This is a genomic window from Allobosea sp. GW821-FHT03A12 (genome assembly GCF_058986765.1).
Window position 1 is genome coordinate 1 of the sequence record NZ_JBYSVZ010000011.1, and the last position, 14,563, is coordinate 14,563.

10 protein-coding genes are annotated in these 14,563 nt (G+C 68.5%); 3 read left to right on the top strand and 7 right to left on the bottom strand.

Features of this window, described 5'->3' with window-relative positions:
- The coding region (locus AC3WLC_RS30000) for a carboxyl transferase domain-containing protein (RefSeq protein WP_493687560.1) at positions 1–200 on the bottom strand (200 nt) is incomplete at its 3' end.
- A 114-nt stretch (positions 201–314) separates the two neighbouring features.
- Between AC3WLC_RS30000 and AC3WLC_RS30005 the strand changes: the two genes are divergently transcribed.
- On the top strand, positions 315–1,745 hold the full coding sequence (locus AC3WLC_RS30005; RefSeq protein ID WP_493687561.1) for a helix-turn-helix domain-containing protein: 1,431 nt from the start codon (positions 315–317) through the stop codon (positions 1,743–1,745).
- A 108-nt stretch (positions 1,746–1,853) separates the two neighbouring features.
- Here AC3WLC_RS30005 and AC3WLC_RS30010 read toward each other — a convergent pair whose 3' ends face one another.
- The 6 genes from AC3WLC_RS30010 to AC3WLC_RS30035 form a co-directional block, all read right to left on the bottom strand.
- The gene (locus AC3WLC_RS30010) at positions 1,854–3,305 is read right to left on the bottom strand and encodes an aldehyde dehydrogenase family protein (protein ID WP_493687562.1); all 1,452 of its coding nucleotides are present in this window, start codon (positions 3,303–3,305) and stop codon (positions 1,854–1,856) included.
- Positions 3,306–3,348: 43 nt separating this feature from the next.
- Positions 3,349–4,110 (bottom strand): SDR family NAD(P)-dependent oxidoreductase, encoded by a 762-nt coding sequence (locus tag AC3WLC_RS30015; RefSeq protein ID WP_493687563.1) that lies wholly within the window; start codon positions 4,108–4,110, stop codon positions 3,349–3,351.
- A gap of 14 nt (positions 4,111–4,124) precedes the next feature.
- Positions 4,125–6,257 (bottom strand): hydantoinase B/oxoprolinase family protein, encoded by a 2,133-nt coding sequence (locus AC3WLC_RS30020; protein WP_493687564.1) that lies wholly within the window; start codon positions 6,255–6,257, stop codon positions 4,125–4,127.
- A complete protein-coding gene (locus AC3WLC_RS30025) occupies positions 6,244–8,364 on the bottom strand; it encodes a hydantoinase/oxoprolinase family protein (protein ID WP_493687565.1) in 2,121 nt (706 codons plus the stop codon). The genes AC3WLC_RS30020 and AC3WLC_RS30025 overlap by 14 nt, the downstream gene beginning before the upstream one ends.
- 245 nt (positions 8,365–8,609) lie before the next feature.
- Positions 8,610–9,548 (bottom strand): LysR family transcriptional regulator, encoded by a 939-nt coding sequence (locus AC3WLC_RS30030; protein ID WP_493687567.1) that lies wholly within the window; start codon positions 9,546–9,548, stop codon positions 8,610–8,612.
- Between the two features lie 224 nt (positions 9,549–9,772).
- The gene (locus AC3WLC_RS30035; RefSeq protein WP_493687568.1) at positions 9,773–11,482 is read right to left on the bottom strand and encodes an MFS transporter; all 1,710 of its coding nucleotides are present in this window, start codon (positions 11,480–11,482) and stop codon (positions 9,773–9,775) included.
- A 213-nt stretch (positions 11,483–11,695) separates the two neighbouring features.
- Here AC3WLC_RS30035 and AC3WLC_RS30040 point away from each other — a divergent pair, with 213 nt between their 5' ends.
- A complete protein-coding gene (locus AC3WLC_RS30040) occupies positions 11,696–12,490 on the top strand; it encodes an IclR family transcriptional regulator (protein ID WP_493687569.1) in 795 nt (264 codons plus the stop codon).
- 4 nt (positions 12,491–12,494) lie between these two features.
- On the top strand, positions 12,495–14,558 hold the full coding sequence (locus AC3WLC_RS30045) for a hydantoinase/oxoprolinase family protein (RefSeq protein WP_493687570.1): 2,064 nt from the start codon (positions 12,495–12,497) through the stop codon (positions 14,556–14,558).
- Positions 14,559–14,563: the final 5 nt, after the last annotated feature.

Below are 14,563 nucleotides of genomic sequence, written 5' to 3' on the forward strand. Positions count from 1 at the left end.
GCCTTGTCCATGCCGAAATCGACGGCGCGGTGCTGCACGAACATGTCGAACTCCTCGAAGGAATCCTTGTCGAGCAGCAGCTCGATGCGCTCGCGGGCCGTGAGCTTGCCGCGCTTGTGCTGCGCCGCGATCCGCTTCTCGCCGCCGCCAAGACGCGCCCCCGCGCGACGCTCTTCAAGCTGTTCAAGAATATCCTTCATGGCAGAAACCGAACCCAGCGAGCCCCCCGATCCATCCCCATAGGATCAGGCCGCTTTGCAAGTCTTCGGAAACCGTGCATTTTTGCAAAGTTGCGAAGAAGGCAAATTTGCTAAATGAAACGCAAGGTGTTTGCCGGCCCGGCTGTCCGCAGGCTGCGCGAGGAAGCCGGCTGGCCGCAGCAGCTCCTCGCCCGGAAGATCGGAATCTCGCCGAGCTACCTGAACCAGATCGAGCGATCACAGCGGCCGCTCAGCGCCGCCGTGCTCGTCGAGCTGGCACGTGTCTTTCGCGTCGACATCTCGCAGATCTCGAACAGCGACGAGGATCGGCTGCTCGTCGATCTGCGGGATGCCCTCTCGGATCCCGCACTCGCCTACCCGGTCCTGCCGTCGACCGAATTGCAAGCTGCGATCCAGCATGCGCCGAACGTCGCCAAGGCCGTCATCCGACTGCAGGCCGCCCACCGGGCGCTCGAAGACAAGTACCAGGCCCTGGACCAAACCCTCTCGCATTCGGAGGCAAGCCATCCGGCCGGCCCCGTTGCCTTCCCCTACGACGAAGTGCGCGACTTCTTTCACCGGATCGGCAACTATGTCGACGATCTGGACCGGCAGGCGGAGGCGACCTATGCGGAACTCGGCGCCGACACCTCCCAATTGCCCGACGCCCTGATCGACCGGCTCGAGCTGCGTCACCGGCTTTCTGTCAAGATCGAGCGGTCCTTCGGCGTGGACCGGCCGATCCGGCAGTTCGACAGGGCCTCCCGAATCCTCCGCATCGACGGTTGGGCCGACGCGTCCAGCCAGACCTTTGCGCTCGCGCACCAGCTCGCCCTGTTCGAGGCGCAGGACGTGGCGGCCGAGGTCCTGACGCAAGCGAGCTTCCGTGGCGAAAGCGCCAACGCCGTCTGCTCCGTCGCTCTGGCCAATTACTTTGCCGGAGCCCTGATGCTCCCCTATCGGAAATTTCTGGATTCCGCCCGGCTGCACCGCCACGATCTCGGCATCCTGATGCACCTGTTCGGGGCAAGTCTCGAACAGGTCGCCCATCGCCTGTCCACGCTGCAGCGGCCGGGCGCGAGCGGGATACCGTTCTATTTCCTGCGGATCGACCGAGCGGGAAACATCACCAAGCGTCACAGCGCGACGCGCCTGCGTTTTGCACGCTATGGCGGAGCCTGCCCGCTCTGGAACGTGCACCAGGCCTTCGAAACGCCGGACCGCATGCTCGTGCAGATCGCCGAGATGCCCGACCGGACTCGCTACCTCTCGCTGGCGCAAGCCATCACCAAGGCAGGGATCGGCCATAGCGCGGCGCGCCGACGATACGCGATCGGCCTGGGCTGCGAGCTGACCGATGCCGGACAGCTCGTCTATGCCGACGAGCTGGATATCGAGAGCGTCAAGTCGATCGTCCACATCGGGACGAGCTGCCGTCTCTGCGAGCGGCATGATTGCTCGCAACGGGCTTTCCCGCCGGCGGGCGCATCGATCCGGATCGACGCGGATATTCGCGAAGCCGTGCCCTATCGGTTGGGCGATTGAAGCTGTTGCCAGGGTCGCGGGCGCTGCGCGTCCGGCGATCATCACAACGGCGGCGCCGATGTCGCCGCCGACCGGATCGGGCGCGCCTGAATCTCAAGTTCGTATTCGCTACAACATGATGTTTATGGTCTTCAGCTCCGTATATGAGAGCATCTCCTCGATCCCCTCCTCTCGTCCGACGCCGGAATTCTTCATCCCGCCGAAGGGGACGCCGAGGAAGTGGCTGGAGCAGCCATTGATCCACAGATGCCCCGAGCGGACGCGGCGGGCGACGTTCAGGGCATCGCGGATGTCGTTGGTCCAGACCGCGCCGGTGAGTCCGTATTCGGTGCTGTTGGCGAGCGCGACCGCCTCGTCGACGGTCTTCCATTTGCCGACCGAGAGGATCGGACCGAACACCTCCTCCTGCCAGAGGCGCATGCCCGGCTTCATCTCGGCATAGACGGTCGGCTCGACCCAGAAGCCCCTCTCGAAGCCCTTGCCGGAGGGGCGTCCGCCGCCGGTCATCAGGCGCGAGCCGTCATTGCGCGCCGCCTCGAAGAAGGACAGCACCTTCTCGTGCTGCACGCGCGAATTGACCGGGCCCATATCGGTGGCCGGGTCGGCAGGGTCGCCGATCTCCAGCGCCGCGACACGCTCGACCACACGCGCCAGCACCGCGTCATGGATGTCCTCGTGCAGGAGCAGGCGGCTGGTCGAGCCGCAGGACTGGCCCTGCCAGCTGAAGTTCATGCCGCGCACCGCCGCGGCGGCGATCACGTCGGGGTCCATGTCGGGGAAGGCGATCAGCGGGTTCTTGCCGCCGAGCTCGAGCGTCACATGCTTGACGGCGGTCTCGGCCGCGGCCCGCTGGATGGCGCGGCCGGTATCGGGCGAGCCGATGAAGGCGATGCGCTTGACGTCGGGATGGCGCACGATCGCATCGCCGACCGTGGCACCGGTTCCGGTCAGGATGTTGAAGACGCCGGGCGGCAGCATCTCCCGCGCGATCTCGGCCAGGACCAGGGCCGAGAGCGGGCTGGTCTCAGGCGGCTTGACGATCACCGCATTGCCGGCAGCGAGCGCCGCCGCGGTTCGCGCCACCGCGAACATCAAGGGATGGTTGAAGGGCGCGATGCGCGCGACGACGCCGTATGGCTCGCGCAAGGTGATGTGCAGGTTCTCGGCCGTCGCCGGGATGGTCTCACCCTTCAGCTCATGGATGAGGCCGGCATAGTAGTCGAGGCTCTCGACGGCCATGCCGACATCGCCGCGCATCGGCGTGATGGTGTTGCCGGTGTCGGCGACCTCGACATGCAGGATCTCGTCGGCGCGGGCCTGGAGGGCCGCCCCGAAGGCCCGCAGGCGGGCGCCGCGCTGCGACGGCGTCAGCGCCGCCCAGGCCGGCCAGGCGGCCTCGGCGGCCGCAACGGCTCGGTCCACATCCTGCCTCGTGCCGCGCGGCGAGCGGCCGATGACCTCTTCGGTCGCCGGATTGATCGAGTCGTCGAAAGCGCCGCTGGAGCTGTGCACCAGCTCGCCACCGATCAGCATGCGGTCGAATGCGGTCACATAGGCCATGAGGATAGTTCCCGTGTTGTCCGGCCCGAACGGCCGCCGCGCTTCAATGGGCGACCATGCCGCCGTCGACATTGAGCAGTTGGCCCGTCACCCAGCGTGCCTGCCGCGACAGCAGGAAGATGATCGCGTCGGCGATGTCGTCCGGTCCGCCGGCCCGTTTCAGGCATTGCTGCTCGATCATCGCCGCCTTCTGCTCGGGCGTGACGGTGGCGCGCTCGATTTCGGTGAAGGTGGGCCCCGGTGTCAGGGTGTTGACGCGGACGCCATGCGGGCCGAGCTCGCGGGCCATGGCCCGGGAGAGGCCGAGGACACCCGCCTTGGACGAGACGTAGTGGGCATAGTTCGGCCGGCCGAACAGGATCGTCGACGAGGCGATGTTGACGACCGCGCCCTCGCCGGAGGCGACGAGCGGCTCGCGCGCCGCGCGCGTCATGTTGAAGACGCCCTTGAGATTGACCGCCTGCACCCGGTCCCATTCGTCGCCGGGGATGTCCCAGAAAGGGCGCATCTGCAGGGTCGAGAAGATCGAGGCGTTATTGACGAGCCCGAAGACGCCGCCAAAGACGTCGGCCGCGGCGGCGACCGCCCGGCGGCAGCTCTCCTCGTCGGCGACATCGGTCTGTGCGAACAGGCGGCGCCCCGTGCCCGGTGCCTCTTCGCGGGCGACGGCCTCGCCCTTCTCGGTGTTCCAGTCGGCGATCAGCACGTCGATGCCTTCGGCCACGAGGCCGAGCGCCAGGCGGCGCCCGATCCCCTGCGCGGCGCCGGTGACGATGACCGCGCGCTTGTCGGGATAGCGTTGCATGACGGGTCCTTTGCTCAGGCGGCGCTTTCGCCGGCCAGTACGAGGGTGTTCAGCGATGCCTCGCCCTTGCGGACCACCTCTGCCTCGAGCAGGGAGCCGCAGTCCGGGCAGGCATGCTCGCGCAGCTCGAGATCGGCATGGGTCCGCACATGCGGGCCGTAGCTCGCCGGATCGACGCAGCGGGTGATCGCATGCCGCTTCCAGTCGCTCGTCGCGGCGCCCAGATCGCAGCCGCAGCCGCAGGCGAAGCGGCCGGCTGCGATGCGCATCTCGCCGGAGCCGGCGGTTCTCGCCGGTGCCCTGCCGCCGAGCCGGCGCTGGCGGATCGCCAGCCGAGCGGCCTCCGTCGAGACGATGTCGACGCCATCGGCCGCGATCACGACGCCGTATTGGCTGCGGGCCGCGTCCGGGCTGACATGGCCATTCACAACGTCGGCCCGGACCGCGTCGGGATCGCGCTTCAGCGGGTCGCCGTAGCCGCCGCCGCCCTGGAAGGCATAGCCGAGCGCGTCGCGGGCGGTGAGGCCGATACGGCCGGGCTTCGGTCCGAGCTGCTCGACCGCTTCGATGGCGAGCATGTCGTCGAGGTCCCCGGCGAGGCCCGCGATCACGGCCGGATCCCCGGCATCGCGCAGGATGAAGTTGCGGCCGCATGCTCCGGGCAGGCCGCCGAACTGCCCGACCGCATTGGGCACCTCGACGCCGTGACCGAGCATCATCGCCTGCAGGCCTTCCGTGCCGTAGGGCACGATGGCGAGGGCGGTGCCGGCGCCGCCGCGCTGGCGGCCGGGCCCGCCGGTGTCGCGCACGAAGGAGCGGAAGAGGTAGAGGAACGGCCCATTCGCCTCGTTGGCCTCGACATTGGCGATGGCCGGCCGCGGCACGCAATAGTCGCCCGAGCCGTCCAGCCCATCATGGTCGGGGAAGGCACCGCCGCCGCCGGCGGTCGAATCGAGCAGGAAGGTGCCGAACGGCGCGTCGTCGCGGTCGCGGCCGGCGAGCGTCATCACCATCATATGGCCCTTGGTGACGGCCTGGCCCTCGTTGCGGAGCTCAGAGCTCAGGGCGACCAGCCGCGACAGGGCGGCGACGACGACGTTCTGGACGATCCAGGCGGTGGAGATCGTGCCCGAGGAGATCGGCGCCGGCCAGGAGGCGTTGCAGAGGATGCCCTCCGGGGCGACGAACTCGACCGCCCGCATGATCCCCTCGTTCCAGCGGATGCGCGGCGCGAGGATCGGCAGCAGGCCGGTCAGCGCGGCACCGCGCATGCCCGAGGCCGTGCAGTTGATGAAGCCCGGTGCCTGCGGCGAGGTGCCGGTCATGTCGAGCGTCAGCCGGTCCCCGGTCTTGGTGGCCGTCACGCAGACCTGGTAGAGCACGTTCTCGTGGCCATCGTGCTCGATGTAGTCGCGCGCCCGCACTACGCCGTCCGGCAGGGCGGACAGGACCTGGCGCAACTGCCGCTCGGAGCTTGCGATCTCCTCGTGCATGATCGTCTCGACGGTCGCCCTGCCATAGCGGTCCATCAGCTCGACCAGGCGGCGGACGGCGACATTGTTCGCCGCGATCATCGCCTTGAGATCGAGGCCGAGCACGTGCGGCAGGCGCGTCATGCCCATGATCATCTGCCAGAGGTCCTGGCGCAGGACGCCGCCTTCGACGAGCCTGATGCCCGGCAGCAGCATCGCCTCCTGCTGGATCTCGGTGGCGCCGATCGCCCAGGAGCCGAAGCTCATGCCGCCGACGTCGAGCTGGTGCGCGCAGGAGCCCGCCCAGGCGACATGGCGCCCGTGGTGGAAGACGGGGGCGACGATCGACACGTCCGGCTGATGGATCGCGCCGCGATAGGGGTCGTTGAGGATAAACATGTCCCCCTCGCGGATGCCGGGATTGTCCGCGAAGTTTTCGTTAATCGAGCGGATGACCGACGACATCGTGCCGGTGTGGAACAGCACCTGCGGCCCCATGGTGACGATCGAGCCGTCGGCGAGATAGAGGCCGTTGTTGAAGTCCGTGGCCTCGGTGACCACCGGCGAGCCGGAGACCGACTTCAGCGTGATCGCCTGTTCCTCGGTGATCGCCTGCAGCTTGTTGCGCACCACCTCGAAGGTGATCGGGTCGATGCCCTGTTCAGTCGCGGCCATGTCGATCTTCCTCCCGCGCTTCGATGGTGATGTTGGAATTGCCGTCGAGCCGGGCGACCTGCGCCGCCGCGACGAAGACGGATGTCTCGGGATGCTCGATCACGGCCGGTCCTTCGACCGTGAAATCCACCGGCAGCTCGCGCCAGTTGTAGACGGCGCAATCCATGCGGCGCCCGACGACCGGCTCGAAGATCGAGCGCCGGCCGACCTGCGGGGTTCCGCTCGGCGCACGCGGCGCGAGCTCGGGCCGGCAGGCCTTGCCGAAGGCCTCGACCCGGACATTGGTCAGCTCGATGCCGGCCTCGCGGAAGGCCGAGCCCTTGCCGTAGGTCTGCTCGTAGGTCTCTTCGAAGCGCCGGACGAGATCGGCGATCGCCGCTTCGCTCGCGTCACCGCTGCCGAGCGGAATGATCAGATCGTTGGTCTGGCGACGGTAGCGCAGGTCGGCGCTGCGGATCAGGCCGACATCGCCGGCGGCGACGCCTGCGCGCGCCATCGCGTCCAGGCACTCGGCTTCCAGCTCGGCGAAGGCTTGCGCGATGCGAGCTGCGTCGAGCCCCTCGTTCAGCGGCCGGGCTCCGCCGCCGCCACGCATCAGCAGCGCCCGCTCGGTGGCGAACTGCAGATCGGCGGCCAGCGCGCCATAGGCCGAATGCGCCATCGACGTGACCGGCACCACCATCTTCGGCACGCCGAGTTCCGCGCCATAGCCGGCGCAATGGACCGGGCCGGCGCCGCCATAGGCGAAGATGACGAAATCGCGCGGGTCGAAGCCGCGCCCGATCGTCACCTCGCGCAGCGTGTCCGCCATCTGCGCATCGACGATACGGCGGATGCCGGCCGCAGCCTGCTCGACGGAAAGACCGAGCGGCCTGGCGATGTGCTGGTCGAGCGCGGCGAGCGCAGCGGCCCGGTCCAGCTTCATCTTGCCGCCGAGGAAGCTGTCGGGGTCGATGATCCCGAGCGCCACGTCGGCGTCGGTGACGGTCGGCAGCGTCCCGCCACGCCCGTAGCAGGCGGGGCCGGGCCAGGCGCTCGCACTGTCCGGGCCGACGCGAAGCTGGCCGTCGACCACGCGCGCTATGGAGCCGCCGCCCGCGCCGATCGCCCTGACTTCGATCATCGGCGTCGCGATGTGAAAGCCGCCCGCTTCGTGCTTGGTCGACATCAGCGGCTTGTCGTCGACGACGATGGCGACGTCGAATGAGGTGCCACCCATGTCGGTGGTGATGATGTTACGGTAGCCGAGCGTCTTGGCGAGATGGATCGAGCCCATGACGCCGCCGGTCGGGCCGGAGGTGACGAGCGTGACCGGCCGGCGCGCCGCTTCGGCGACGGGCATGACGCCGCCGGCCGAGTTCAGGATCGAGAAGGCACCCTTGAAGCCCTTGCGGCGCAGCATCTGCTCGATGCCGTCGAGATAGGAGACGACTTTCGGAGCGAGGTACGAATTGAGCGCCGCAGTCGCGGTTCGTTCGTATTCGCCGAGAACCGGGGCGATCTCGCTCGACAGGCTGACATAGGCGCCCGGCGCTTCCTCGCGAATGATCCGCGCCGCGATCCGTTCGTGCTCGGGATTTCTGAAGGACCAGAGAAAGGCCACGGCGAATGTCTGCACACCCTCGGCGATGAGGGACCGGGCAGCTTCACGCAATTCGGCCTCGTCGAGCGCGACCAACACCGCGCCGGCATGGTCGAGGCGCTCGCGGACCTCGCGCACGAGGTGGCGCGGGACGATCGGCTCCGGATAGCGGCGGCGGGAATACCAGCCGAGCCGGTCGACCGGGACGCCGGCGGTGAAGCCCATGAGTCGCTGGATCGCCAGCGTGTCGCCGAAGCCGCGCGTGGCGATGAGCCCGGTCCGGGCGCCGTCGCGCTCGATGACGGCGTTCGTCGCCTGCGTCGTGCCATGGCCGAAGGCGATCACCTTGGCGAGCAGTTCCTCGCCGGTCATGCCGCGTTGGCGGGCGGCATCCTCGACGGCGTTGAAGACGCCGACCTCGAGCTCGCCCGGCGTCGACAGCGCCTTGGTCGTCACCAAGCCCCCGTTCTCGTCCAGCATGACGAGATCGGTGAAGGTGCCGCCGATATCCACGCCCAGAAACATGGCTTCCTCCCTTGAGGTCTCGCGAACGCGTTATCGGGCAAACGCAGGCCATGGCCGCGCCGGAACCGTCGCTTCGTCGGGAAATCCCTTTCGCCTCCGCAGGCATGGCGGATTGCGAATGTCGGGAGCCTAGGTCTCGCAGGAGCTGCGATCCAATATATAATTCGAAGAAATATATAAGGATTTGACTATGGACTAAATGCGGGGCCGAGCGGCCCCGGGAGCCGGTCCGGCGACGGTTCCGATCAGGTCGGCGTCAAAATGCTCGGCGGATGATCGTCGATGGCAGCCGCGCGCACGAAGTCGATGAGCCGCGTCTGGAAACCGGAGAAGCTCTTGCCGCGCCTGTGGACGAGGAAGACCGGGACCGGCAGGTCGATCTCCGGGGTCGCGACCCGGCGCAGCAGGCCGCGGGCGAGCTCGTCGCGGACCGATGTCTCCATGACGAAGGCGACTCCGGCGCCGCTGCGCACCGCCTGCTTGATCGCCTCCGGATGACCGAACTCCAGCAGCACGCGCCGGTTGACGATGCCATGCGCGCGAAGGCCGTCTTCCTCGGCCTCGCGGCGCGCCTGGTTGCGTGGGGACGAGACGAAAGGCAACGCTTCGATCTCCGGCGGCGTGGCCGTATCGCCGATAGAACTATCGTCGCGGGCCGCCACGAGCACCAGCCGCTCTGTCCACAGGCGCTCGACGTTCAGGCCGTCGACGTCATGCCGCGGATCGAGGATGCAGACCCCGAAATCGCAGGTGCCGTCGCGCACGGCGGCGGTGACGAGCTGCGGATTCGACACCTGCACGGTGATGCCGCCATTCGGATTGAGGCGTCGGAACGCGGTGAACAGCGGCGGCAGGACATAGGACGCGACCGTCATCGAGGCTGCGACCACGGCGCTGCCCAGCTCGCCGTCGATGGCCAGATCGAGCTCGCGCTCCAGTTCGTGGGTTCGCGTGATGATGTCGCTCGCCCATTTGTGGACGCGCTCGCCGGCGAGCGTCAGAACCAGCCGGCGCCCGCTGCGTTCGAACAGCTTGACCCCGAGCTTCTCCTCCAGAAAGCGCAGATGCGCGGTCACGACCGGCTGTGCCACCCGCATCCGCTCGGCGACCCGGGTCACGCTCTGCAGCTCGCAGACCAGGCAGAAGACCTCGAGTTTGTGCAGGGTGGCCTGAGATGCGAGCACGCGCTCCAAAGTGACTTCCTCGCCAGGCCGAATCCGGTGCTGATCGGCTACTCTCGTCGCAGGGGAGAAGAGTAGTCGAAAAGGAGGACAACGACACCCGATCCCGCGGCCAGCGGCAATGCGCCCGGGCTCGCCGTGCCGCGCATCGCATCAGGCCCTATGCAGGGAAATGGGCGGCCCGAAGTCAGACGCGATGCTACGTCGAGCAGCTTCGGCACCGCCGCTCAGGGTGATGCCTGCGCCTGCCGGTTCGCGCGCAGCACCTCGCGCGGCAGCGCGCCGGTCTGACGCTCGACCATGCGATGCACGACCGGCGGCTCGGGCCCGATATGCAGCCCCCTGACCCGGTCGCCGATGTCGGCGTCGGCCTGGGTGGCGCGCTGGGCCTGGCGGACATATTCGACCCAGGTCGGGCTGTCGTAGCGCTCGATCCAGAGCTCGGCATCGGTCAGGTCGCGCAGCAGCGACCAGTGGCGGGCGCCGTCGCGGCGGCGAATGCGCCGGCGCTCCTCCATCGCCTTCAGGAACTCGACCACGTCCTCCTGCCGGATCCGCCATTCGATGGTGACGAAGACCGGGCCGCTGCGCGGCTCGATATCGACCGCGACCGTGGGCTCGCGCCAGCGGCTGAGCGGATCGAGATTGAGCGCCTCGAGCGGAGGCAGCCGATAGCGCAACCCGGCGGCCGCGCCGCAGACGAGCGCGACCGCCGCCGCGTACAGAGCACCGGCCGGGCCGGAATGGAGGGTGACCCAGCCCCAGGCCCAGCTACCCGCGGCCATGCCGCCGAAGGCCGCCATCTGGTAGAGCGCAAGCGCGCGGCCCACCACCCAGCGCGGCGCCGACAACTGCACCGTCGAATTGAAGGTCGAGAGCGCCAGCACCCAGCAGGCACCGCCGACAGCGAGCGCCGGCATGGTGAGCCACAGGGTTCGGCTCAGCCCCACCACCAGGGCCGCAGCCGCATAGGCCAGGAAGGTCAGGCGCACGAGTGTCTCGGTGCTGAATCGACCGCGCAGCCGGCCGCTGACGAAGGCTCCGGCGACCGCGCCGACGCCGAAGGCTCCCAGCAGGATGCCGTATGTCAGCGGGCCGCCGCGCACCAGATCGCGTGCGACCAGCGGCATCAAAGCGAGACCGACGATGCCGCCGAAGCCGAAGAGGGAGGCGCGCAGGATGACGGCGCGAATATTGGGCGACATCGCGACATAGCGGAGACCGGCCCCCATCGCGAGCAGGAACGTCTCGCGCGGCAGCACGCGCTCGACGCGCGGCGGCTGCCAGCGGGCCAGCACGACGAGCAGGCCGATATAGCTGAAGGCGTTGACGATGAAGGCCGCGACCGCGCCGAAGGCGGCGACGATGGCGCCGCCGATCGCCGGGCCGACGCTCCGAGCGATGTTGAAGGCGACGCTGTTCAAGGTCACCGCCGCGGGCACCTCGGGTCGCGGCACCATGTCGCCGACCGAGGACTGCCAGGCCGGGTTGTTGAGCGCGTTGCCACAACCGAGCAGGAAGGTGAGGCCGAGCAGGAGCCAGGGCGAGAGCAGCCCATACCAGGCGAAGACCGCCAGCATGATCGAAACGGTGAGCATGAAGCTCTGCGCCGTCAGCAGGATGCGGCGGCGGTCGTAATTGTCCGCGATCGCGCCGGCAGCGAGCGAGAACATCATCACCGGCAACGTGGTCGAGGCCTGGACGAGCGCGACCATGTCCGGCGAATCGGAGAGCGAGGTCATCAGCCAGGCGGCACCGACCATCTGGACGAGGCCGCCGAAGTTCGAGACGAGGCTTGCGATCCAGACCGCGCGGAAGATCGGCTGGCGCAACGGCGCGAAAACCGAATAGCGGCCTGTGTGAGGCGTCAGGCCCTCGGCGGCGAGGTCGGCTTCGGCGGTCTCGGCTGTAGTCTGCGTGGCGGGCTCTTGCGGCATGTCACAGTTAGAGCATGCCGGCGGGCGATGGGAAGCCGCGCCTCGCCATTCTCCGCCATCGGCATCGCCAACGGTCCCTGCACCAATCCTGACGCTCGGCCACTCCGGCATCGCAACCCTGCCAACCGCTTGACAGCAAGGCTGATGAACCCGTAGCGTATCAAATAATAAAATAGCATTTCATTATTTGAAATGACACGCAGGAAACGTCCTTTGCCCACGGATCGGCCAAGAGAGTCGGGAAAGCCCGCGCCTGCCGGCACCAGCACGCTCGATCTCGCGCTCCACGCGGTCGAGTATCTGGTGCAGCAGAGCCGCCCGGCTTCGCTCGCCCAGATCGCCGATGCGCTCTCTGCCTCGAAGGCGACGATCTATCGCCACCTGGTGACGCTGCAGCGCCACGGCTTCGTCCGGCAGGAGACCGAAACCGGGCGCTATGAGGCCGGGATCAAGCTGATGGTGCTGGGCGAAGCCCTGCGGCAGCGCTTCGACATCGTCTCGGCGGCGCGCGAGGAGCTGATGACCCTTCGCGACCGCAGTGGCCAGGCTGTCACGCTCTGCGACGTGATCGACGAGGAGTTGATCGTCCTGGAGCTGATCCAGGGCCGCACGATGATCGAATTCGCCATGCGGCCGGGCACCCGCCTCGCCTTTCACGCCAGCGCGCATGGCAAGATCTGGCTCGCCTTCGGCTCGCCGGAGCGTCGCCAGGCCGTTGCCGGCAGCAAGCTGGAGGCATGGACGCCGCAGACGATCGTCTCCGGCGAGGCGCTGCTGGCGGACATCGCGCTCGTCCGCGAGCGCGGCTGGGCGACTGCGCCCGACCAGGTGATCACCGGCGTCAACACGCTGGCGGCCCCGGTCTTCGACCACCGCAAGGCACTGGTCGGCTCGATCGCCATCGTCGGCGCGACGCAGTTCATCCCGCCCGTTCCCGATCCCGAACAGATCCGTGAAGTCGTCAGCAGCGCCGCGCGCATCTCGCGCGGCTTGACCTGGAAAGACTGAGAGCATGACCTATTCGCTGGCCGTCGACATCGGCGGCACCTTCACCGACATCGTCCTGCGCGATTCCCGCGGCGGCCTCAGCGTCGACAAGACCCTGACCACGCATCACGACCTGCTGGAGGGTTTCTTCCGGGGCGTCGACTCCGTGCTCGGCAAAGCCGGTATCGGCGCGGACGCAGTCGACGGCGTCGTGGTCCATGCCACGACGGTCGTGACCAACGCGCTGATCGAGCGCAAGGGCCTGCCGACGGCGCTCGTCGTTACCGAGGGCTTCAGCGACGTGCTCGCGATCCGCAACGAGCACCGCTATGACATGTACGATCCGCAGATCGAATTCCCCGAGCCGCTGGTCACGCGCGAGCTGACCTTCGGCCTGAAGGAGCGCGTCCTGGCCGACGGCACGCTGGCGCTGGCGCCGAGCCCGCAGGACATCGCCAGGCTCGCAGACGAGATCCGGGCCAGCGGCGCGCGCGCCGTCGCGATCTGCTTTCTCAACAGCTTCGCCAATCCTGACAACGAGACGCAGGTCGCGGCTGCCCTGGCGCGCGAACTCAACGACGTCTTCATCTGCACCTCCTCGGAGGTCGCGCCGCAGATTCGCGAATACCAGCGCGCTTCGACGGCGACGGTGAACGCCTATGCGATGCCGATCTCGCAGCCTTATCTGAAGCGGCTCAGCGACCGGCTGCGCGGCGAGGGCTTCGCCAATACCCCGCTGATCATGCTGTCCTCCGGCGGCGTCGTCGGGGCCGAGACGGCGGGCCGCAACCCGGTGCGGATGATCGAGAGCGGCCCGGCCGCGGGCGCGCTCGCAGCCTGCCATTATGCCGAATTGCTCGGCATCGACCGGCTGATGTCCTTCGACATGGGCGGCACCACCGCCAAGGCCTGCCTGATCGAGAACCGCACGCCATTGATCACCGGGCTGTTCGAGGTCGACCGCCGCTATCGCTTCCGCGAGGGCAGCGGCCTGCCCGTCACCGTGCCGTCGATCGACCTGATCGAGATCGGCGCCGGCGGCGGCAGCATCGCCCATGTCGACGATCTCGGCCTGCTCAAGGTCGGTCCTGAGAGCGCCGGCTCCGATCCCGGCCCGGCCTGCTATGGCCGCGGCGGCCAGAGCGCCACCGTCACCGACGCCGACCTCGTGCTCGGCCTGATCGATGCCGAGAACTTCCTCGGCGGCGACATGTCGCTCGACAAGGCGGCCTGCGACGGCGCCATGACCAGGCTCGGGCAGGCGCTCGGCCTCAGCCCGGTGCAGGCGGCGCGCGGCATCTACCGCGTCGTCACCGAGGCCATGGCCTCGGCAGCGCGAACCCATGCCACCGATCGCGGCGTCGATTATCGCGGCCTGCCGCTCTTCGCCTTCGGCGGAGCCGGGCCGCTGCATGCCTGCGGCGTCGCCGAACTGCTGCAGAGCACCAGCGTGATCGTGCCGCCGCAATCGAGCGTGCTCTCGGCCTTCGGCACGCTCGTCACACCCGTGCGGCTCGATCTCGTGCGCAGCGACCTGACGCGGATCGACCAGCTCGACTGGACCCGCGTCGATCGCGTCCTCGGCGATCTCGAGAAGGAAGGGCTGACGGCGCTGGGCGAATCCGGCTGCGCGCCCGCCGACGTCACGATCCTGGTCGGCGCCGACATGCGCTATGTCGGCCAGCAGCACGAGGTCACGATCATCTTCGAAGCCGATCCGCGGCTCGGCCGCGATACGGGCGCGCTGACCGCGCAGTTCGAGGAGGCCTATCGCACGCTCTACGGCGTCAACCCCTCGCATGTCCCGATCGAGCTGGTGACCTGGCGTGTGGTCGCGCGCGGCCCCCTGCCCCAGTCCGCCGGCCGGACCGTGCCGGCGATCGCCGCCGGCGCGCCCAAGCGTCACCGGCCGGTCCATGCCTGGGAGGACGGCCAGTCGGTGCCGGTCTACGAGCGCTCGGCGCTCGCCGCCGGCCAGACCATCGCCGGCCCCGCCATCATCGAGGAGCGCGAGACCACGACCGCGCTGCCGCCCGGCTGGAGCGCGACGATCGACGCGCTCGGCTGCATCGTCGCCACGAAAGGTTGAACCCG